Raw genomic sequence first — 22,198 nt, forward strand, 5'->3', positions numbered from 1 at the left:
ACTCTTATCGCTTTAATTTATTGAGTAAATCAGCGCGAATCTTTCGTGCTGATACTTCATCAAGTGGCATGGTTAATACGTCTAAAGCATGTTCCGGGATGTGGTTTAAATCGGTATTGTCATGCTCAAAAATGTAATGATTAAAAATTGATTGCCACGCTTTACGTTGCTCTTTAGGGAGGCTTCTGATGCTAAGCATCGCGGCCATTAAGGCGTTATTGGGGCGTCCCATGTAACTTGGTGTATCTCGCCACCAGTGGGTAACTAATACATTTAGTGGGTTTCTACCTTGCACATGGTGCCACCACATACTGGGTAAAAATAGGGCATCGCCTGCCTCAAGTTCAGCAACTTGAGCGTGTTGCAATGCCGTTTTAAACTTCGGATATCTATCGTAATCGGGTTCATCAAAGTCAACTAAGGAAATATCTTGCCCACCAGGCGCAAACTCCATCGGCCCGATGTAAAGGTTATCAATTTGCTCAGGCGGGAAGAGGGTAAACCGACGTTGACCGATAACTGAGCACGCTAAATTATGAGGAAAATCATAATGGGCGGCAATTTTACTTTGATTGCCTATCCATATACTGGTTAACGGGTTAACACTCGCTAAACCCGCAGAATTAGCTTGCGAAAACTCAGGAAACCATCGGGTCACTTCAGTTGAACCCATGTACATCGTGGGCGGGTTATCATCATCGGCATGTTCAAGTAACTTGTCCAAAACAACATTTAAATTAACTTGCCCACCACCATAGTTAAACCCTGTCATATCCTCGTTATAAAATACCCGACCTTTCGTTTCAGGAGCACCTAAACATGCTGATACTGGCTCATTGCCATATACACTACGAAGATAGTCAGCACCTTGCTGATCAGAAACTTTGCCTGCTTTTACAATCGGCCATTCATTGGCAAAACCTTTGAATATGACAGGTTGAGTCGCACCGCAAATATGCTTTAGCACATTTTGCGGAGTTACGTCATAGACTTCAGGGGTTTTGCTTGCAACGTTCAACACTTCATGCTCCAGCTCAATATCTACAGGCCCATTCTCGCATTTTTTCGGTTAATTAGGTCGCGAATATTACCTTGCGAGGCAAGAGCCATGTATATCGCATGTAAATATCCAGATTTGTGTAACTTAACGATTTTTTCGTCGCTTAAGTCTTTAAACTTTTCTTCATTAATCGTGTAAAAACCAATCATTTCATTTTTAGATTGATCATTTAATGTAATATCTAAAGTGAAAGGCTCAAGGAGTTCTAGTTCAGTCAACATATTAACGAAATTGTCTGAATCTTGGACACCATGGTGAATAGTTTCCATCATATCCGCCATGCGGTCTAAGAAATCACTGTTACCACCAAACTCTAAGAAAAGTGGTTGGCCTTCTTCTTTATTTACTCTTGGGTTTTCAACATCAAGCGTCAATACTCGGTGCTCTTTTTCGACACCATCTTCTTTAATCATTTGACGACCAATCATAAATGGTTGACGTTGCACCATGAGTGGAACATAGCCAGCATCCCAACCATTTTCAGATAAAAACAAGTTTTCAGCATTTTGAAATCCAAACAAGGCTACAGGTAAAAAGCGTGCTGTTTGAGGGTCTTTGATGAAGAAAATAGGGTAGTAGGCTTGCACGGAGCGAAATTCAATCGGGAATGTTTGAGCATACCAAATGTTATCACCAAGCTTTTCATGGCGTTGGGTGTTAATTTTTAAGTCTTTGTGGTCAATATTGTTAACTAATACATGGTTTGCCATGATTGCTCCTTTATAAGATAAGTAAACACTTATTTCTTGTTGTTATTGGGTACTAAAGCGATGTGTTTTTAATTGTTCTAATAGTGCTCTATTCGTTGGCATCGCTTGGGTCATTTGTTTAGTGCGCTGTGTTTGCGCTTGAAAAATTTGTTGTGCTTTTACTTGGTTGTTATGCCAAGTGTTACTTTGATTTAATTGGGTTTTAAACTCCATGCCATAGAGGATAAATTGATTACTTGCAGCTGGAAATAGCTCCTGGGTATATTTACTGTCATAGCTATAAGGTGCTTGATATTGCCACAATTCAAGCTGCTCTTTTAATGAATCGCTCACATGGTTTATTGCTCTATTATCACGCCAATATTTTGAATCGTCTCGTTTAGACAATACATAATGAAGTTTCAAAAAGTCGATAATATGTTGCCAGCGTTGAGTGAATTTTTGATTAAAACGCGCCTCAATATTTTTCATCATCACTTGGTTGCGCGGTAATTGCTCGCTGATCATTTTTGCTGATAATTCAACAAGGGCAATGGCTGAGGCTTCTAATGGTTCGATAAAGCCAGCAGATAACCCTATAGCAACACAGTTCTTATGCCAGAACTTTGCGCGATATCCTGGGTTAATCTTAATGTTTTTAATATTAACGTCATCAAGTGTTGTGTTATTAAACGCTTGGCTAATATAGCTATCTAGGGTGTTTAAGGCATCATTTTCAGACTGATAATCCGAGGCATATACATAACCAATACCTCGACGGGTAGGTAAGCCAATATCCCATATCCAGCCTGCAGTTTGAGCGGTTGATAAGGTCGCTGACGCAATTGGGCTTTGGTCATCGTCGTACGGAATTTGCACCGCTAGTGCGCGATCGTTAAATAATTGGCTCTGCTGGTTAAGAAAAGGAATCTCGTAATGTTCACCTAAAAGCAGTGATTTGAGTCCAGTGCAATCTACAAATAGGTCGCCGCTTAGTAGGCCCTGTGCCTTAAGTGTAAGCGAGGCGATATTACCCTCATCGTCATTTATAATTTGTTCAACATGATCCAATACATGTGTAACACCAAGTTTTTGTGTGCAATGCTTTTGTAAAAAGACGCTAAATTTGCCTGCATCTAGATGGTAGCCATAGTTGCCAGCAAATTTGTATTCGGGTGTTGCAATGGTTTTTGGCGCTTTGTTGTGATCACAAAGAGATGCTTGATTAGTTGTTGCTTGAGCAAAGCTCACTTCGTTTTGAAAAGGTAGCCAATGTTCGGCTAGATTCATTTCATGAAAATTGTGAGGCATTGAAAAAGGATGGTAGTAACTATGATTATCTGCATGCAGCCAGTTTATAAATTTTGAGCCTTGTTTAAAGCTCGCGTCACAGGCGAGAAGAAAGCCGGTTTCACTAATACCGAGTTTCTGAAGGCTTTCTCGCATTGAAGGCCAAGTGCCTTCACCAACACCAATAGGCTTTACATCCGGAGATTCAACAAGGGTTATTTTAATGTTTGATGTGGCATTAATATGCTCTGCAGCCAAAAGCCCAGCAGTTAACCAGCCAGCAGTTCCACCGCCAACAATAACGATATGATTAATTGTCCTGTTTAACTCACAGTCCATACAACTTTCCCATCAAAACCTTGATAAAAATAGCTTCTAAATTCTCACTATATCTTGCTAATCCGTGTGAGGCTAGTTAACGCTTTGTAAAAGCTGAAAAAACTAGAGAAGTAAATAACTATTTGTATCAGTGCTTGATAAAAGAGCCGCTAAATGGGGGGATATTTAGCGGCTCTTGCTTCTATACAACAATAGTGTCGTCGAACCTATTGTTAGAAGTTGTAACGTGCACCTAAGGCGTAACGAGCACCTTGTTGAGTCACATTGATTACTTGTTGAGTTGCACGGCCATATTGGCGAGTGTACTCATTAGTAATGTTGATACCTTCGAAGAATACCGTTAAGCCTTCAACTTGAGGAATATCATAACTCATGTTGAAATCAACTTGTTGGTAGTCTTGTGTATACACAGGGTTTGCACCCGTATCAGTACCTGTAGCGGCTAAGAAGTCATCACGCCAGTTATACGCGATACGCGCTTGGAAACCATCTCTATCGTAGAATGCGATAAAGTTAGCTGTGTCACTGATGTTAGTTTCTGCCACTTGTGCATCTAATACAAAGTTATCAAACTCATTATCTGTATTAACTAGTGTATAGTTAGCCATGAAACCGAAACCCGACTCACCGATTAAGTGCTGAACGGTGAATTCCATACCGTCATAACCTTGTTCTTCTGAGCTATTTTGTGGTTCGTTGATTAAGAAGTTTAATAACTCATCTTCTGGCACACCAGCAATCTTAATAACGCCGTTCTCTTCGTAAACTGTTACACCGTCTTCGAAATTATCAAAGATGTATTCACGAATGTTACCTGCGTCACTACCTACAGCGCCAATTGCTTCATTTGATTTAGGCCCATTAGAAGGGTTGAATAAATCAGCAAAAGTATACTCAACTGTATTCGGGTCGATGTTATTCTTAACTGTTTTATCGAAGTAAGCGATTGATGCGTAACTACCTTCAGCATAGTACCACTCAAATGAGAAGTCCCAGTTTGTCGACTCCAGAGGTAATAAATCAGGGTTACCAGAAGAACCACTACCATTTAGACGGTTAGCTAACGTACCCAAAACAGTACCACCTTGTAAGTCACCGTACCAAGGACGACCAATGGTTTCTGAATATGCTGCACGAACAATAATATCTTCCGTAACTTCTAAGTTGAAATTAATACTAGGCAGAATGTGGTCATACTTACCTGTCTTAGTTTGGTATTCAAAACCACCAGTACCAACTAATTCGATTTCTGTATCACCTACCCATAATGTGCCGTTGTACTCAGGCACAGCAGATGTTGATTCAACTTCAGTTTGTTCGTATCGGAAACCAAGGTGAACATCGTATGGCATATCGCCGAATTCACCTTCATAATTGTATTGGAAGTATACAGATGTAATTTCTTCTTCTACGTAACGATCCGTGCCAGCGGCGTAATTTGTAGAAGGGCAAAACATATTACCACAGTCACCAATTACGGTGCCTGCTGGGAATGAATCAGGCGTGTATAACTGTGCTGCTATGTCACGTACTGCTTCGAAGTCCCACATAAAGAAGCGATCAGCGATTTCATAACTACCATCAAAATCTGCAAAGTTACCACCACTAACATCATCAAATCGGTCTTGAATGCTTGCTGCAGGGAAGAATGAATCATCAAAGTCACCTTCTGCACCAACACCACCCCAGTCATTACGTTGAACGTTAACTTGTTTTGAGTGCTTGCTTGATGTCATTAACATCACACCAAAGTCGATGCTACCTATTTCATCAAAAATGTAGCTACCGCTCAATTGTGTTTGGTCAATTTCAGAATAGTCTTCAGCGTTGGAGAATACGCTACCAGTTACACGCATATCAGACGGTTGAACGTTTGAAGAACCACGAACCGCTAAAATAGGTAACTCGCCAGTGAAGTCTGTAGCAGCAGCTTCACGAATAAACGCTGCTGTTGATAATGTGTTGCTAGAACCATGAGGGCTGTTCGGTGTGCGCTCTGCGTCTGAACTGTGATGGTCTAACTCAAGGCGGAAATTAGCCGCTAATTGCCACTCTAAGTTAATACCAAATGAATTCATCTCGTCGCGAGTTGCTGACTTTGATGCAGCCATTGAGTAATCTTGAAGGCCGGCACCAGTTGCAATGTAATCTTCAGAGTATAATAACGGTGAAGATACCGGACCATCAGTCCATACGTTTTCTGACGGAGCGAAAGTGTACCATGCAGAAACATCGTTAAATTGACGATCAATTTCTGTTTCATAGTATGTCCAATCTACAGTAGCTGTGAAGTCATCTGTTGGACGGTATTGCATAACAAGTTGAGAGTTTAAACGAGTACGTTGTTGCTCTTCGAACTTGTAAATTGTTGTTTGTGGTACAGAGTAAATATCACCTGCGCCTGGACGGTTAACTTGGTTTTCTTGAGGAACACCACCCCAAGCTGCGTTTGAACCACTCCAATCTTGGTCAGTTTCACCTGTAAATGAACGCCAACCTGTACCCACTAATGCTTGTTGGTTACCACTTTCACGTTCTGCATAACTTGCGTTGATTGAAACACCAAACTTACCGTCATTAAATGTTTCAGAGTAAATGCCAGATAATTCAGGAGTGATGCTACCATCTTGGGCTGAGCTATCATCCATTAACTTCATACCAAAGCTTGCTTTACGACCATCGTGGTCAAGTGGTTTTGATGTCAAAACATTGATTGACGCACCAATACCACCCGTTGGAATCTTAGCTTCAGACGTTTTGTAAACTTCAACGCCACTTACACCCTCTGATGCTACGTTAGCGAAATCAAATGAACGTGAACCGTTGGTTGTAGGCAATTGGCGACCGTTTAACATAACTAAGTTACGATCAGGGGCAAAACCACGTACCGTTACAGAGTTACCTTCACCGTTTGAACGGTCAATTGATACACCTGAGATACGCTGTAAAGATTCAGCAAGGTTAGTGTCTGGAAATTTACCAATGTCTTCGGCAGATATCGCATCCATCACGCCTGATGATGCACGCTTCAAATCCATTGACTTTATCATACTGCCTCTAATGCCAGTAACCTCGATAACTTCAATTTCTTGTGCAGCTTCTTCTTCAGCCATTGCTGGCGAAGCGATACTAGCACCCAAAATCAAAGATAAGCTGGACGCTAACTTTGTTTTGTTAAACTTTTTATAATTCATGTTATTCCCTCGATGCTCTCGTAGATCATTCTTATTAAAATGAATGTTTGTAAGCGCTTACATTTTTATTTAAAAAAAATCGACAGACCCTTCAATTTCATAGTTTTTATTGAAAGCGCTTACATTAAGCTAGTTTAAAAAAAAAATTCAGTCAACAATATTTTCAAGTTATTGACGTTTTTCTATACATTTTATTACTTAGTTATTAAATTACAACTCAATTATGTTTGTTTAAGTTGTTGAAATTTATTGCTTTAATTTGTGCTTTTTAAGTGGTGGATAAAATTAGCAATTTTTTAAACAAATTTTAAAGGTATAAAAATCTGAGCAAGAAAGCGCTTTCAACAAAAGAAACTAACCATCTTAGCTTATGCATTAATTCTTCGTGAACCAATAATTTGGCCAGTATAGATTTTCTCATCAGGAAGATAGGCCATGAGCAATCAATAACTGTGTTTTTTACTTGACTGTTATCTTATTAGAAATCAAAATGACATCGCTGTCATTTTGGTGGCACTACATTCAATTTAATTTAGGTCGTGGTTATGGAAGAAAGCCATTTTAATAAAGAACACTCCATTAAGAATCGCGCGAGAATCGTATCAATCGATGCTTTGCGTGGGTTTGATATGATATGGATTTTGGGCGCTCAAGGTATTTTTGCTGGGCTATTCGCTTTAACCGCGTGGCCGGTTTTCACCCAGTTAGAACAGCAAATGCTGCATAGTCAATGGCATGGTATCACTGCATATGACCTTATTTTCCCTCTATTTATTTTTCTTTCTGGCTTGTCTATTGGTTTAACAGGACAGTCACTAAATACGCTGCCAAAAGAAAAGCAGGTTGTAATGAAAGCAAAGCTAGCAAAGCGTCTGGTACTGTTATGCATACTAGGTGTTGTATACAACCATGCTTGGGGGCATGGAATCCCAGCAAATTTCGACCAAATTCGTTTTGCTAGTGTACTAGCGCGTATTGGAATTGCCGGAAGTATAGCTACCTTGTTGGTATGGTATTGCTCTTGTCGAACTCAACACATCGTTCTGGTTGGATTGCTACTCGGTTACTGGCTAATACTAGAGTTTGTTGTCATTGGGCAGTACGGCGGTGGTGACTATTCCGCTCAACGGGCACTTAACATATGGTTTGACCAAACCTTATTACCTGGTGCTACCTATCAAAATGCGAATGTTGATCCTGAAGGAATATTATCTAATCTGGGATCAATTGCTAACGCACTTGCCGGTGTTTTTGTTGGTCGCTTCTTTATCCAAAGGTACACCCAACAGAGACCTTACGGTTTAATGTTGATATTTTATGGTTTATTCGCACTTATTTTGGGGTATGGGTTGTCGGCCGTGCAACCTATTAATAAAACCTTATGGACGAGTACTTTTGCAATCGTGACTATTGGCTACAGTATTTTGCTTTTCGTTATTTTTCACTATTTGTTCGATAAAGTTGGTAGTAACTCGCTTGGAAAAGGACTTAGTGTTATTGGTATGAATGCAATCGTGGTTTATTTAGCGAGTGCATTGATTGATTGGCAGTATGTCGCAAGCAGTTTGTTTGGTGGTTTAATTGATGCTATGCCTCAAGCGTGGCAAAGCTTATTGATGGTTATAGCATTAGTCAGTGTTCAATGGGCGATATTATATTTTCTTTATCAGAGGAAAATCTTTATCAAGCTCTGATTTTCGCACCACTATTTTTTGATAAACGGCGCTTTTTTCCTCTCTCGTAAGAGAGCGCCATTGGCAAATTTCCTCGATGCTTCTATAACAGCCCATACAAATATCGTGCTCGTTTAAGCAACAATTATTAATGCATGGGCTATGTGCTTCGGATTTCAACATTTATGAAGCTGCAGCGGCGGCCGCCCCGGCACCAGCAGCGGCTGTAGCTGCTTGTGATGATACGCTTGCATTGGTAACAACGTCATTTTGACTTTCCGTAGCGATGATACAGTAGCCATACCCTAAACCTGGTAATTTGTTTGTCCATGCTATTTCACCGGTTTGTGCATTTACACAAAATAAGTGCCCTGAACTATAGGCGTAAACGAAACCATCTTCATAGCAGACGTTAGTTAATTGGGAAGACTTTAGTTTGGTTTTCCAAATCTCCTCACCGGTTTTTTTGTTAATACAAACAACATGACCATTAATGCCTAAATAGAGTTGAGACATAGTAAACTCCTTTTTTATTAAAACCTTGTCATAGTACTCAGGTTAGCGATTAATTGCTAATGCACCTGCAAAAAACAAGAATATGCTACCAGTAAGTTTTGGCAACCAGCCTTTGTTGATGCCATCGAGCAGGCGCTCTTTAAACTTATATGCGATCAGCACGTAGCCGAAGGTAAACGCAAATGCGTTTAATAGGCTGGTACTTGCTAATAGTAAAAATTGAGGTAGTAAGGGTTTATTGGTTGCAATAAATTGTGGAAATAATGAGCTAAAGAATACAATTGCCTTTGGGTTACTAATGGCGATCAGAAAGCTTTTTCTAAATAATGCGAACCGAGAGGGCGATTTGCTAGCATCTACTTGAAATGCCCAACTCCCTTTACTACGTATTATCTGGATACCAACATAGAGCAAATAAACGACGCCGATCGCTTTAATTATTTGAAAGATGATAGGGGAGGCTAGAAGCAAGGCGCCAACCCCTGTTGCCGAAATTATCGCTAAAAAAAAAATAGCAAATACGTGACCTAGTACACCTGCAAGTGCTTTTTTCCGGCCGAAATTAATACCATTACTCGCAGCAAGAATAACAGAGGGGCCAACACTGACCGAGGCAACAATAGAAATGGTGAGATAAACGAAATACTGAGAAAAATCCATGACAACTACACGATGAAAAAATCGCGGCGATTGTACAGGTTTCACAGTAAATTGAAACGACTAACGCTAAATTAATTAACGTTGCAATGAAACAAAAAATGAGTGTGAGAAGAAATAAAAAAAGAAGGCGCGAATGGCCTTCTTTTTATCAGTGCATTTGGTTGGCTATCGTTTAGCTTTTAAATCGATATCGGTATCGGCAATAAGGTAAATAGTCGCTGCATATGCGGCAACATTTTGTGCCAGCTCTTCTGGAATGATCTTATCTAATGTGTCATCTGGCGTGTGATGCAAATCGAAATAGTCAGTTCCTTCTTGATTAAGGCGAATCGTTGGAACACCTTTGTTTGCCAATGGAATAATATCTGGTCCACCACCTTTTACATCAGAACCACCGCGCACGATACCTAATGGTGCGATTATTTTGGCAATCTCATCAACTAATTTCGTCGCTTGTGGGTTAACAAACGATTCAATACGCCAAATATTTCTGGCACCAAAGTCAGATTCGGTCGCTAATACGTGATTTTGCAAGTTGCCTTCATGTTTTTTCGCATAGGCAAACGCGCCCAATAAACCGACTTCCTCTGCACCAAACATAACCACTCTAATCGTGCGTTTTGGGCGTTTTGGTAAGTTAGCAATTAACTTCGCAGCTGCTGTTGTAATTGCGATACCTGCACCATCATCTACAGCACCGGTACCAAGATCCCAACTATCTAAGTGACCACCAATCAAAACAATTTCTTCAGGCTTTTCACTACCAATAATATCTAAAATAACGTTACCACTGGTTACATCACCCTGCCAATCAGAGCCTGAGTGAAGAGAAATCGCAAGTGGTTTGTCTAAATTATGCAAACGACGTAAATGATCTGCATCAGGGTTAGAAATCGCTATTACGGGAATTTTTGCCCACTTATCGCCGTTTTTGCTCATCATGCCTGTGTGCGGAAAACGGTGAGAATCAGAACCTACAGAGCGAATAATTAATGCGCTTGCACCACCTCTTTCTGCATGTTGCCAACCGATGCGACGTTTTTGATTAGATGGACCATAGCCCGCACCTGTTTGGCTTTTGACCATAGGCTCACCGTCGACAAAGGCGACTTTGCCCTGCAATGTGCCATCTTCAATGGCTGTTAGCGCGTGAATATCTCTAAAGTATACGATAGGAGCATTGATTTCTTTTTTGCTCGGCGCCGCGCCGCCCAAAGCAGAACCGTATAGTGCTTGGTTGTATGGTGATGTTAATGCGATATGTAAATGGCCACGATCCCAAAACGGCATGGTAAACTCTTCAATCCATGCTTTATCAAAACCTAATTCGTTACCTAACTTTACACCCCAGTCACGTGCTCGCTTCTCGGCTTCAGACCCACCTAATCGCGGACCTATTTCTGTTGTTAATGATTCGACGATATTAAATCCAAGATCGCTTTTGAGCGCAGATGCCATCAATTGTTGAGCCGTTGCCTTTTGTTCAGGCGTGATGGGTGACTCGTCAGCGAACAGCGGCATACTTATTACCGATAAGAAAGTGCTCAGTATCACACTATTGAATAATTTCATTATTGCTCCATGAGTGAAATATGTTTTGGGGTACATGTTGGTCCGCAAATCTTAAATCTTTCCAATCATTTACGCCAATGTTTTTGCTATTACTGCGATGAATCGATTGAAAGTTTCAGTTAGCTGTTAGACTTGATATTACTTGGACGTTTTGTAAACGCTTTACTTTCTGTGTTAGCTTGTCATTACCTACATAACGATAATATAAAAGCGTAAAATAACACTATGGCAGGTTTGTTTGTTGTCTTTATTATTTCTTGGTTTTTACTTGTTAAATTAAAAGGTGAGTCAATAGAGGCCATTGGCTTATTGCCGACAAAGCAAAGGTTAGTCGAGTTTTTTGCAGGGATGTTTTTCATGGCATCTATCGCAGTGATTAATTTTGTATGGCAAGCAGACCTAAAAGGCATCAGCTATTCTCTAAATCCTGATTACACCAGCTGGGAGTTACTAAACGGGACTTTTTGGGTCTTCAGAGCGGTAATGTTTGAAGAGCTTGTCTTTAGAGGCGCTTTACTCTATTTGCTCATTTCTCGACTCGGTGTGGTAAAGGCTTGTTTAATTAGCTCGGTCATTTTTGGCGTATATCATTGGTTTAGTTACGATATCTTTGGATCACGCCTGATTTTAATGGCGTATATCTTTTTAGTCACAGGCGCTGGTGGCTGGATGTTTGCGTATGCGTTTGCAAAGACTAAGTCATTATATGCCCCAGTAGGCCTGCATTTAGGTTGGAACTTGGTGACTGCAATCGTGTTTTCATCGGGGCCAATTGGCAATCAACTACTAATTCAGCAAGGTGAGGGGAATTATAGTAGTGAATGGGCGACCTTACTCTTTTTCTCTTTGCAAGCGGTCGTTGCACCGGGGATTGTCACTTGGTATTTGCACCGTAAGCGGAAATCAGCAAACGATTGATGGATTGAAGAAATGACTAAATAAATAGTCATTTCTTCAATTAATACCTTAAAAGCCAAACTTTCCGTTATTGTTTTTCCATGCTGACTTTTCAGGAATATTCTCAATGGTGTCCCAATGTTCAACAATCTTACCGTTATCTATTCGAAATAAATCATAAAATGCGACGTCGTTGTTGAGAAACACTCCTTCACTGATAGCTAAAACAAAGTTACCTTGGCCAAGTACCTTGTGATTACGCTTGTAAATCATTGGCATGCCTTTCTCAGCAAGTGCAGACAATGCTTGTCCTAAGCCAGATAAACCGTCTGCAACCATTGGGTTATGCTGAATATAATCAGCTTTATTTGGGCCGATATATAGGCTAATTTTTTCCATTTCTCCTTTGATTAGAATAGCGTCAACAAAGCTTGAAACCAGGGTTTTATTGGCTTGTGTTTTGTCTAAATCAAGGATTTCAGTTGGTCCATCAAGTTGTGTGCGACCACTTGGGTTCTTGGGTGCTATTTCCTGAAGATTATCCCAGTGTTCGACTATTTTGTTGTTTTCAAACCGAAAAACATCGAAGCCCACTTTTGGACCGAAAAAATTGTATTCGGTATGCAGAACAACAAATTCGCCATCTTGAAACGCACGTTTTACTGTTGCTTTGGCACTACCGGGAGGAAGCATACTCAGTACTTCACCAAAACCGGCTAAGCCATCCGCTACCGCTAAGTTATGTTGAATATATTTATTAGGGTTTATGTAACTAACAGGTTCTGGGTTACCCGTCTCAATGCTTTCAATGAGTGCGACGGCTTTTTCTGTGTGTGTCATGTTTGTTTTTTCCTCTGCAACGGCTGATAAAGCGAACATTGCGCCGAGTAATATGGTCGACTGAGCAATGCGCTTAAAGAGCAATTTTTTCATTACGTTCTCCTCTTGATTCACTAAGTGCTATCTTAGTGAAGCAATGGCAAACGTTGCAGAGTGAATTTAGGCTGAAAAATGGTAAATCTTGAACCCTACAAGTCCTATTGTTTGGTTAAGTTAGCTGTAAGATATTGTTTTCGAAATTGACTTGGGGTCAATTGCGTGTGGTTTTTAAAATACTTCACAAAGTTACTTGCATCTTCAAACCCGTGATCAAATGCAATTTGTTGAGTGGTAACACTACTCACGAGCAATATGCGTTTTAATTCTAAAATCGTATATGCATCTATTAGCTGCTTAGTTGTCAGCCCTGTCGCTAATTTACAGATGTGATTTAGTGTTTTGTAGGTTGTGTTGATCTGAAGTGCATACCAGTTTGCATCCCTGACACTCTGGTAGCGTTCGAAGAGCAACTCGATAAAACGAGCAAACTTAATATTTTGTGATTGCGATAACTTATCAATTTTTAGCGCGGGTCTTAAACGGTGTAAAAGTAATGATAATGTTGAAAACAAATACATGATAATAAGTGGGTCAGAGTTAGGCTCGCAGACTTCGGTTGATATTTGATTGATTAGCGCTTGGCAACGGTCGTGATTATGTTCATCAAGCAAGATGCTCGGCGTATATTCGCTGTTTAAATGGGTTGGGGTATATCTTGGCAACCGCATGTTCGCATGAACTTTATCCAAAAATCCTTGCGTAAATAAAATGACTTTTCCTTTAGGTTTGTTTGTAAAGTCGTATGCATGCACTTGTTCACGCTGAACAAAGATAAAGCTACCTGCTTGAAATGGATATTCTTTAAAGTCCACCATGTGCTTACCGTGACCGTTCGCCACATAAATTAAATTGAAAAATTTTACTTTGTGAGGAACTTCAGGATGACTGTGGCTATATTGACGACTATATAAGTCTTCTAAATCAAAGATCTCAAACTCTTCGTTATTGGTTTTGTTGTAGTCAAAATTAACGTTAGGTATTTTCATCGTACAAGGAGTTTAACTTTTGTTGTTCATGCCGCTGGTTATTTAAGTTAGCGTATAGCTTGATCTGCAAGCAAGCTTTTCGCTTAGGTTATTGTCTAAAAACGAGAAGGCAGCTAATAAAAAAGGAGCCGTTAAGCTCCTTTACTAAGTTGTAGGTGTGCACTAAACACCTACATAGATTGAGTGATGATTAGTCTTTCTTGTAGCTGTCGTGACATGAACCACAAGTTTTACCCATTTTACCTAGGGCTTTTTTTACGTCTGCTTCAGAGCCTGTTAATGCAATTTTGCTTACACGTTCAGAAGCTAGCACCAATGCTTTAATTTTCTCTGCGTAGTCATCTTTGTCTTTCCAGATAGCCGGAAGAGCTTCGGTATCAACATTGAACTTAGATGTGTCAACTTTTGACGTATCTGCGATCATTTTTGCAAGTTGATTGATGTTTGTTGATTTTTCTTTAACAACTTCAGCGTTAAATGGAACTTTGCCTTTTAACATACCACCTAATGGTCCCATGTTGTGACCTAATAATGTGAAGTTAGCTTTGCGCACTTTAGTTGCCCAGCCAGCGTGTTTTTCATTAGCTGCTGGTTGTGCAATAGCGAATGTTGAAGCAACAAGACCAGCTAGTGCTAGTGAAATGACGGTACGTTTCATAACATTTCCTTTTTGTAATAGTAATTTTTCTGTACTTTTATTAGCAGTACATTTGTTAATAGTAATAATATTCTTCGATAACTGGCGCGTTGACAACTACCAGCCAATAAATAAATACGGCGACCAATACCGCAACGACCAATGCAATGAGTAGCTTTGAGTGCTTAATTGACGATGCTTCGGTGACATCTTCTGATGACTTTTTGCCTGTAAACATTGGTTTGACTAAATTAGTTTTTTTCACGACTTTATAAAAAATGATGGCAGCAACGTGCAGTGCGACGAACGCTTGTAACAGCGTAAAGCCAAGATCATGCACACGATTAGCAAGCTTTTGCCAATCTCCTTCTAACACACCATTGTAAGGACCTGATGTAAAAACGTCATCAGTAATAAATAAGCCGCTCACAGCTTGTGCAAGTAATAAGCTCAACATCAAGAAGACCATTATTGCACCCATCGGATTATGACCCGCTACTTTATTATTTTCTTTCGACGATTTTGGGGCTAAGTAATTTTTAACACGTGATAACGTTGGAAAAAAGTTAATAAACTTTGCATGAGTCGTTCCAACAAGCCCCCAAATCACTCTAAAGCCAAGCAAAAACAGCATGAAGTAACCGCAATACATGTGGTATTCCATGTATTCACTACCAAGCTCCGCTGTTAACCAAAGCGCGCCAAAAGTTAACACGAGTAGCCAATGGAATAATCTTAAGGGTAGGTCCCAAATTAAATAATCTTTTTTCATGCCACAAAATCAATACAACAAATAATCCAAACCGTTATATCGCTTTACCCCTTATTGTTCAACCGTAGGATGTAAACAATGCGTTAAACACCTCAATTTTAGAGGTGTAATTCCTTATCGTGAGTCACATGGTCATCCAGTGTAAAGTTGTGTAAATGATAAAATGACTATGCTGAACTGCATAAGCCGTCATAGTGACCGCCCGTCAATAGGAAGTTAATTATTAATATAAAGTTAATTCTGATTTTTAACTTGCCTAGTTTATTTAGTTAATGTTGTGTAATAAGTTTGCGTTATACGATTGTGGCAATACTGCCAACGATCATTTATGGAGCGTATTACATGACTACAGCTAACACATCAGACGTAAAACGTGCGTCATCTTCACTTGAGCAAGCTCGTGAGCTGACATTTCCTTCTCGGAAGGAAATGTTAGAAAGAGCACCTACTGTTGATCGATTTTGGCAGAATAATAGTGGCCTGCTGCAAAATGCATGGCAGCACTGGGAAGCATCTCGAGATGATGAATTGCCCAACCTAGACGAAGTTTTAATTGATAAATCATTGCGTGAGGCGATTAATCGCGCTTGGGTCAACCCGAATAAAGAGGGGGCAGTTAAAGACCTTTGGCATGAAGTAGCGCCAGGGGTTTATAAAGCACAATTTTTTGATGTAGAAGAAATAGCGAAGCTACGTAACTATTTTGATCAAGCATCAGATGCAGGGATTCCATTAAAACCGCCATATGGCATTGTGTTAAATCGCTTTGGTGGCATGTTAGATAAACGTTCTACAGGGTACTTAGCGGCACCAAATTTTCAGGCGTTTTATCAAATGCTTCATGATAAATACATGCGCCCGATCGCACGCTTATTGATGCCTGAAGTTTATGGTTTTGACTCGCAAACGTTTGGCTTTTCGATTAAGTACCAAGCTGGTGTAGATACTTCGCTACGTCTTCACACAGATGCGTCTGCAGCGACAATGAATATAAATATGAACCTGCAAAGAGAGACTTATAAAGGCTCGCAAGTAGATTTTTATGATTCACAATCAGGTCGAGTCAATCGACTTGTTTTTGAGCCTGGAACGGCGATGATCCACCGTGGTAATGTTGCGCATGCAGCACAAGCGATCACCGAAGGAGAGCGATCGAATATTGTGATGTGGTTATACGGTAAAGGCATGACCATCCCTCATCATCAAAATGGTGAGGATATTTCACCCGAACAACGATGGACTGTACCAAACGAAGAGCAAGATGCGTACGCTCCTTTTTAACTGAAATCGACAAAAAAGCCACAAACATAATTGTTTGTGGCTTTTTTATTGGTTAAGTTTTTAAGCATTCAATAACATCTGGTAAAGCATGTCTTTTAATTGAGCACGTTCTTGCTTTAATTGGTGTATCGCGTTGTCACCAATTGGTGAATTAGCTGTTTCTAACGATCTTATTTCTGCATCTAATTGATGATATCTTGCGGCTTTGCTCGCAAACAATTCATTTTCTTGATTGAGTTTGTCTATGGTTTCTTTAAATTGTGGAAAATCACAGACTAACGAATGGTCTTCACCTAACATAATTATCTCACTTATTCATTGTAACGTAATGGGGTAGAGCAGTTAGTTTGATTATTAAACAAAGGGTTCAATAATTTCATCTAGTTGCACTGTTATTGCTTGTGTTTTTTGTGGGTTTAACGCGTCTTGGTGCGGTGGCGAAAACTGTCCAATATCGTTATCAAAGTATCGTCCGTTTGCATGACTAAACTCTTCTGATAGAGCCGCTCTTACTAAAATGTCTGCGCCAATTTGCAAGTCTCCGCCTTTAACGCCATAGGCTTGCTCAACCATTTTACTTCCTAAAAATGACTTAGGATTGATAGCAACGATTACAGGGCCTTTGTTATCGAGTGACTTTGCTAAATCAAAGGACCACATAGTCAATGCAAGTTTACTTTTTGCATAGACCGCGTTGTCTGACAGAACGCTTGTTGATGATAGTTCTGCTGGCGTAACTGATGTTTGTGCCGCTGATGACAAATTAACTACACGGCCATTTTTTGGCATGATGCCAAGTAATTTTTTCGTCAATAAATAAGGGGCTATTGTGTTAACTGCAAACCGTGTATCAAAGTGATCAATGGATCGGGTATCTTGTGTTACAAAGACACCAGCATTGTTAATTAACACATCTAAAGCAGGGTGGTTTTCAAGCACTTTGTTGGCTAAGGCGTTTACTTCTGTTAGTGAAGATAGATCCGCTTGGTAGCTAATTACGTTGCAATCAGGGTTTAATGACTTTAATAAGGCTATCGTTTTTTCAAGCTTATCTTTGTTACGGCCATGAATCAGCAAGTTTACCTGAGGCTTCGCAAGAACTTTTGCGGTTTCCAGGCCAATGCCATCAGTGGCTCCAGTCAATAAGATGGTTTTTTCAATCATAGAATGTCAACCTCTAAAAGGTATAAGGAAAGGTAGTGAGCAATGCGTGATCACTACCTGATTATTTGGGTTAGAGAGATTAGTTAATGTCTTGAACATTCATCACAAGTTCATTCCAATTGCGTTGATTCTCAATGTCATGCTCTAAGCCTTGTTCGTCGGCAATCGTGAATCGTTTTATTGCTGGTGTTTTGCTCGTTGCTTGATATAACCAATAGGCTTCAGCTTTAAGAGCTTCATCAATTGGTTTATCAATTGATTCATAAACGGCTTGTTTACACGCATTAATAGATTCAGCTGGGAATTTTGCGATTCGTTTGGCTAACTTTTCAACGTATGGACCAATTTCATCTGGCGCTAATGCTTTATTAATCGTGCCGTACGCTTCTGCTTCGTCAGCATCAAAATCTCTTGCACTAAGAATAATTTCCAGTGCTCTACCCAAACCTGTTTGTCGTGCCATTCTTGATGCACCACCGCCGCATGGTAAAATCCCCATGCCAACTTCCATTTGCATGAACTTAAATTTACCACGTGCGGCAAATCTCATATCCAATGCAAGAGCAAGCTCATGTCCACCGCCACGGGCAAAACCTTCAAGTTTTGCAATGGTAGCTTGTGGTACTTTGCTGATGCGTTCACACACTGACTGCAAATCTAAAAGCTGTGCATCTTCTCGAGACACCGCTTCTTCAGACATATCTTTTAATAATTCGGTGTCGTAATGACATACCCATATCTCAGGGTTAGCTGATTGGAAAACAACAACTTTTGTGTCACGGTCGCGTTCTAGGCGCATCGCTAAACTGTTGAGGTCAGCAAGCATCTCTTGCCCTTGAACATTGACCGAACCAAAGTCGAAAGTAACCGTCAAAACGCCATTATCTTGGTGTGTTGTAAACGTCTGAAAGCCTGCATATTTCATAATAAACTCTCCTAATCTCGTGTAATTTTTATCATCTCAAAGTGGGACTGTTTAGGTTTGAAACGAGTTACACCTTGGAAATTACATACTAGATTAGTTTTGATAAGTTTATTATTGCCCTCAATGTTTAATTAGTTTTAAATTTTTGTTAATAATTGTTTTATTAATTTTGTTGATGCGATTCAATATTGTTTTTAAGAATGATGGCACCACTTCCCTGCGTTGATAGCTCGTCCTCAGGATTGTAGATAGGGCAACTACTTAACGATAAGCAACCACAGCCAATACAACTGCTAATTGAATCTCGCATAACTTCTAGCGCTTTTATGCGCTCATTGAGTAACTCATGCCAGCGGCTACTCAACTTTTCCCAATCTTTTTTGTCAGGCGTGCGGTTGTTGGGCAAACTCAATAGGGCTGTTTTGATGTCTTCCAAACTCACTCCCATCTTCTGTGCTGCTTTAATTACGGAAATTCGGCGCATGACCTCGGGTTTATAGCGACGTTGATTGCCGTTGTTACGCCAACTTCTGATCAGCCCTTTCTCTTCATAAAAGTGGAGCGTTGATACTTTTATTCCACATCGCTTTGCAACTTTGCCAATACTAAGGTTTGCTTCTTGGGTCATGTTTTCCCCCATTTATAAAGTTTTTTTTAATTTACGTAAAAAAATGCTTTACCTCAAGTTAACTTGAGGTTTTATGCTTGGTTTTAATTAACCGATTGAATAACAAAATGAATGATGAAGGAGACAACAATGATTCAATTAGAACATATCAACCTTATTGTAAAAGACATGGATGAAACGTTAACTTTTTATCAAGCTGCATTTCCACATTGGTGGGTGAGAGGTAATGGCTTTGATGAATGGTACGGCAATCCAAGACAATGGTTGCATTTTGGTGATGATTATCAATATCTAGCTTTTAGCGACAATGGGCAAGGTGAGAATAGAGATTTAAAAACATTGAATCTAGGTTTGGCTCATTTTGCTTTCGTAGTTGGAGATTTGGATGCTTTAGTTACTCGATTAGCCGATGCCGGCTTTAATGTTGATAAGCAGGGCGCTGAAAACCCATATCGTAGAAATTTTTATTATATAGACCCGAACGGATTTGAAATAGAATTTGTTGAGTATTTAACTGATTTACCAAAAGAAAGGAATCACTATCATGACTAACACTGCAATAATTCTCGGTTCGGCGCGCTCAGACGGTAATACTGGACAATTGGTGAAACAAGTTGCACAGAAGCTCAATGCGGATGTGTTTGATTTGAATGTATACAAAGTACTTCCTTATGATTATCAGGGAAATAGTGATGATGACTTTCAAGTGCTTTCAAACCAACTCCTTGATTACGATCGACTTGTTTTTGCCACGCCAATGTATTGGTACAGTGCAAGTGCGCAGATGAAAGCCTTTCTAGATAGACTGACCGACTTATTGCGAGAAGAGAAAGATAAGGGACGACAATTGCGTGGTAAAAATGCTTTTTTACTGGCGACAGGAGCAACAAGTGAACCAGCGTCATGTTTCGTCGACATGTTTACGTTAACCTTTAAATATCTGGGAATGAATGACACAGGAATGCTTTATTGTGATTGTACTAATGGATTTAGCGAGGCCTTGCATAAACCGATTATTGATGAATATTTATCGACGTTAGTTGAAAAGGATGCTTTATATGCATAAATATTCATAAAATATGACGAATTATTTTCAATAGACGTCTAAAAGGCTATTGCAATTGTGTGTTGAATCCGTTTTAATAGCGCACGTTGTTAATGGTCGATACCATTAACTCCAGAAGAGGTGCGATAGCTAGGTATATGGTGCGAAGAACCACAATTCTTTTGACCATCATAGAGGGAGACTATCGCCGAGAGTTTTGCGCCTGTGGGGCAATAGACTCGGTCACTGAAGGTTGAATCCTCAGGACTGTCACCAATATGGTGGAGAGCTTCTGGCTGAAATGTCTCATTTTATAGCCTTTGCTAAGTACGACGGCAAAGCTGCTCATATCAGTCGGCTCTTCCTTGTTTTTATTTAGCATGAATTTAGCAATATGCTATTTAGGGAGACAATATGTTTTTCAAATCAAATCAATATATGTTTGGGTCTAGATATCCAATGGTAGGAGGCGCTAATGGCTAATATCGCTGTAGCTAAGTTTGGTGGAACGTCTGTGGCTAATCATCAAGCCATGTCACGTTGTGCTTCTATCATTAAGAATAAATCAACTGGCAGTTTAGTTGTTGTCTCAGCACCCGCAGGTGTCACTAATCATTTGGTTAGATTGAGCCAAAGCGGTTTAAACCCTCAAGAGCAAAGCGAAACGATTCAAGCAATTCGTGATATTGCGTTTAATATCGTTGATGAGTTAACGGATCGTAGTGCTGCAAATCTGATAGGCGACCATGTCGATACAATTTTGGCTGATTTAACGACCCGTTGCGCAAGTCAGTCAGTACAGTTTGATGCTCAAAATGCTGATAGTATTTTAGCGTGTGGGGAGCAGATTAGCTCTGTGATTTTTGCACAAGTTTTATGTGAACTTGGTGTGCCAGCGAAAAGTTTTGATGTTCGTCAGGTGATGAAGACCAATAGTCTTTATTCAAAAGCGGTCGTTGATATTGAGCAAGTTGCCAGCTTGTCTCAGTCACAATTATTACCATTGCTCGAATCAGATGTAATTGTGACTCAGGGCTTCATTGGCCAGGACGGCTTGGGGAACACGACCACGTTAGGCCGTGGCGGCTCAGATTATAGTGCGGCAATTTTGGCAGAGGCGCTTGAAGCCGAAAATCTTGAGATTTGGACGGACGTTGAAGGGATCTTTACTACAGATCCGAGAATTACTGCACAAGCGAAATCTATTCCAGAAATTAGTTTTGGAGAAGCCGCAGAAATGGCGACTTTTGGTGCAAAAATTTTGCATCCAGCGACACTTATTCCTGCAATGCGTAAAAATATCCCGGTGTTTGTCGGCTCAAGTAAGGCGCCAGAAAAGGGCGGTACACGAATTCAACAAACGGTTGAGTCAAATCCAACGTATCGTTCTATTGCATTGCGTCGAGAGCAATCACTCGTAACGGTTAAATCACCAGAAATGTTACATGCAAGTGGCTTTTTGGCGAAAGTATTCAGTATTTTAGCTAAGCACGAGCTATCGGTGGATTTAATCACGACGAGTGAAATTTCTGTCGCGATGACATTCGACAACCCAACGTCAAATGCTCAAGCACTGATTACTCATGAAGTCGTACGAGAATTGGAGCAATTGTGTGAAGTGAGTGTTGAACATGGATTATCGCTGGTTGCTGTTATTGGTAATGGGCTACATGCAGCAAAAGAGCTTGGAACGAGCATTTTCGAGAAGATTAACGACTTTAATATTCGCCTTATCTGCCACGGTGCAAGTGCAAATAATATTTGCTTTTTAGTACCAGAGAATGATGCTAACTCTGTTGTATCACAGTTGCATAATACTTTATTCGATTAAAGGTAAGTTATTAAAAAGTATACTCTTTGTTTGGCTTTTGAACGAAATGAATAAAAAAACCACCTTAATTGGTGGTTTTTTATTTTTTGATACTCGAGTG

General features: G+C 40.0%; 22 protein-coding genes and 1 riboswitch. Of the genes, 6 read left to right on the top strand and 16 right to left on the bottom strand.

What is annotated here, in order from left to right:
* Window positions 1-4: 4 nt before the first annotated feature.
* The 4 genes from QQK05_RS15420 to QQK05_RS15435 all read right to left on the bottom strand — a co-directional run bounded on the left by QQK05_RS15420 (window position 5) and on the right by QQK05_RS15435 (window position 6,572).
* Window positions 5-1,021 carry a cupin-like domain-containing protein gene (locus tag QQK05_RS15420; protein ID WP_407704897.1) on the bottom strand — a complete coding sequence of 339 codons (1,017 nt, stop codon included), beginning with the start codon at window positions 1,019-1,021 and terminating at the stop codon, window positions 5-7.
* Window positions 1,022-1,041: 20 nt separating this feature from the next.
* Window positions 1,042-1,770: a SapC family protein gene (locus QQK05_RS15425; protein WP_284300197.1), complete on the bottom strand. Its 729-nt coding sequence runs from the start codon at window positions 1,768-1,770 to the stop codon at window positions 1,042-1,044.
* Window positions 1,771-1,812: 42 nt separating this feature from the next.
* Window positions 1,813-3,378, bottom strand: a complete 1,566-nt coding sequence (locus QQK05_RS15430) for a tryptophan halogenase family protein (RefSeq protein ID WP_284300199.1) — start codon at window positions 3,376-3,378, stop codon at window positions 1,813-1,815.
* 212 nt (window positions 3,379-3,590) lie between these two features.
* The gene (locus QQK05_RS15435; RefSeq protein WP_284300201.1) at window positions 3,591-6,572 is read right to left on the bottom strand and encodes a TonB-dependent receptor; all 2,982 of its coding nucleotides are present in this window, start codon (window positions 6,570-6,572) and stop codon (window positions 3,591-3,593) included.
* A gap of 545 nt (window positions 6,573-7,117) precedes the next feature.
* Between QQK05_RS15435 and QQK05_RS15440 the strand changes: the two genes are divergently transcribed.
* Window positions 7,118-8,266 (top strand): acyltransferase family protein, encoded by a 1,149-nt coding sequence (locus tag QQK05_RS15440; protein ID WP_284300203.1) that lies wholly within the window; start codon window positions 7,118-7,120, stop codon window positions 8,264-8,266.
* On the opposite strand, the gene QQK05_RS15445 is transcribed toward QQK05_RS15440, so the two are convergent.
* From QQK05_RS15445 to QQK05_RS15460, 4 genes are all read right to left on the bottom strand, one after another.
* The gene (locus tag QQK05_RS15445) at window positions 8,225-8,428 is read right to left on the bottom strand and encodes a DUF1289 domain-containing protein (RefSeq protein WP_284300205.1); all 204 of its coding nucleotides are present in this window, start codon (window positions 8,426-8,428) and stop codon (window positions 8,225-8,227) included. The genes QQK05_RS15440 and QQK05_RS15445 overlap by 42 nt on opposite strands.
* Window positions 8,429-8,761: an outer membrane protein assembly factor BamB family protein gene (locus QQK05_RS15450; protein ID WP_284300207.1), complete on the bottom strand. Its 333-nt coding sequence runs from the start codon at window positions 8,759-8,761 to the stop codon at window positions 8,429-8,431.
* Between the two features lie 42 nt (window positions 8,762-8,803).
* On the bottom strand, window positions 8,804-9,421 hold the full coding sequence (locus QQK05_RS15455) for a LysE family translocator (RefSeq protein ID WP_284300209.1): 618 nt from the start codon (window positions 9,419-9,421) through the stop codon (window positions 8,804-8,806).
* Between the two features lie 165 nt (window positions 9,422-9,586).
* A complete protein-coding gene (locus QQK05_RS15460) occupies window positions 9,587-10,993 on the bottom strand; it encodes a M20/M25/M40 family metallo-hydrolase (RefSeq protein WP_284300210.1) in 1,407 nt (468 codons plus the stop codon).
* A gap of 225 nt (window positions 10,994-11,218) precedes the next feature.
* Here QQK05_RS15460 and QQK05_RS15465 point away from each other — a divergent pair, with 225 nt between their 5' ends.
* On the top strand, window positions 11,219-11,911 hold the full coding sequence (locus QQK05_RS15465; RefSeq protein WP_284300212.1) for a CPBP family intramembrane glutamic endopeptidase: 693 nt from the start codon (window positions 11,219-11,221) through the stop codon (window positions 11,909-11,911).
* A 48-nt stretch (window positions 11,912-11,959) separates the two neighbouring features.
* On the opposite strand, the gene QQK05_RS15470 is transcribed toward QQK05_RS15465, so the two are convergent.
* From QQK05_RS15470 to QQK05_RS15485, 4 genes are all read right to left on the bottom strand, one after another.
* Complete coding sequence (locus tag QQK05_RS15470) at window positions 11,960-12,823, bottom strand: nuclear transport factor 2 family protein (protein WP_407704898.1); 864 nt, start codon at window positions 12,821-12,823, stop codon at window positions 11,960-11,962.
* 104 nt (window positions 12,824-12,927) lie between these two features.
* A complete protein-coding gene (locus tag QQK05_RS15475) occupies window positions 12,928-13,815 on the bottom strand; it encodes a helix-turn-helix domain-containing protein (RefSeq protein ID WP_284300213.1) in 888 nt (295 codons plus the stop codon).
* Window positions 13,816-14,005: 190 nt separating this feature from the next.
* Entirely contained in the window at window positions 14,006-14,473 is a 468-nt protein-coding gene (locus QQK05_RS15480) for a c-type cytochrome (protein WP_284300215.1), read from the bottom strand.
* Between the two features lie 55 nt (window positions 14,474-14,528).
* The gene (locus tag QQK05_RS15485; RefSeq protein WP_284300217.1) at window positions 14,529-15,224 is read right to left on the bottom strand and encodes a cytochrome b/b6 domain-containing protein; all 696 of its coding nucleotides are present in this window, start codon (window positions 15,222-15,224) and stop codon (window positions 14,529-14,531) included.
* A gap of 342 nt (window positions 15,225-15,566) precedes the next feature.
* Between QQK05_RS15485 and QQK05_RS15490 the strand changes: the two genes are divergently transcribed.
* Window positions 15,567-16,505, top strand: a complete 939-nt coding sequence (locus tag QQK05_RS15490; RefSeq protein ID WP_284300219.1) for a 2OG-Fe(II) oxygenase — start codon at window positions 15,567-15,569, stop codon at window positions 16,503-16,505.
* Between the two features lie 60 nt (window positions 16,506-16,565).
* Here the strand turns inward: QQK05_RS15490 and QQK05_RS15495 are convergent, their stop codons facing one another.
* The 4 genes from QQK05_RS15495 to soxR form a co-directional block, all read right to left on the bottom strand.
* On the bottom strand, window positions 16,566-16,805 hold the full coding sequence (locus tag QQK05_RS15495; protein ID WP_284300221.1) for a YdcH family protein: 240 nt from the start codon (window positions 16,803-16,805) through the stop codon (window positions 16,566-16,568).
* Between the two features lie 54 nt (window positions 16,806-16,859).
* Entirely contained in the window at window positions 16,860-17,666 is an 807-nt protein-coding gene (locus QQK05_RS15500) for an SDR family NAD(P)-dependent oxidoreductase (RefSeq protein ID WP_284300326.1), read from the bottom strand.
* Between the two features lie 82 nt (window positions 17,667-17,748).
* On the bottom strand, window positions 17,749-18,594 hold the full coding sequence (locus tag QQK05_RS15505) for an enoyl-CoA hydratase/isomerase family protein (protein WP_284300223.1): 846 nt from the start codon (window positions 18,592-18,594) through the stop codon (window positions 17,749-17,751).
* A 163-nt stretch (window positions 18,595-18,757) separates the two neighbouring features.
* Entirely contained in the window at window positions 18,758-19,222 is a 465-nt protein-coding gene (gene soxR / locus QQK05_RS15510; protein WP_284300225.1) for a redox-sensitive transcriptional activator SoxR, read from the bottom strand.
* 129 nt (window positions 19,223-19,351) lie between these two features.
* Between soxR and QQK05_RS15515 the strand changes: the two genes are divergently transcribed.
* The 3 genes from QQK05_RS15515 (at window position 19,352) to lysC (ending at window position 22,098) form a co-directional block, all read left to right on the top strand.
* Entirely contained in the window at window positions 19,352-19,774 is a 423-nt protein-coding gene (locus tag QQK05_RS15515; protein ID WP_284300228.1) for a VOC family protein, read from the top strand.
* The gene (locus tag QQK05_RS15520; protein WP_284300229.1) at window positions 19,767-20,288 is read left to right on the top strand and encodes a flavodoxin family protein; all 522 of its coding nucleotides are present in this window, start codon (window positions 19,767-19,769) and stop codon (window positions 20,286-20,288) included. Before QQK05_RS15515 ends, QQK05_RS15520 begins: the two co-directional genes overlap by 8 nt.
* Before the next feature lie 107 nt (window positions 20,289-20,395).
* A riboswitch (Lysine riboswitch) is annotated at window positions 20,396-20,567 on the top strand.
* A gap of 175 nt (window positions 20,568-20,742) precedes the next feature.
* Window positions 20,743-22,098, top strand: coding sequence for a lysine-sensitive aspartokinase 3 (gene lysC / locus QQK05_RS15525; RefSeq protein ID WP_284300231.1), 1,356 nt, complete (start codon window positions 20,743-20,745; stop codon window positions 22,096-22,098).
* Window positions 22,099-22,198 lie beyond the last annotated feature (100 nt).

Source organism: Thalassotalea loyana (genome assembly GCF_030161435.1).
In the GTDB taxonomy this organism is placed as follows: domain Bacteria; phylum Pseudomonadota; class Gammaproteobacteria; order Enterobacterales; family Alteromonadaceae; genus Thalassotalea_G; species Thalassotalea_G loyana.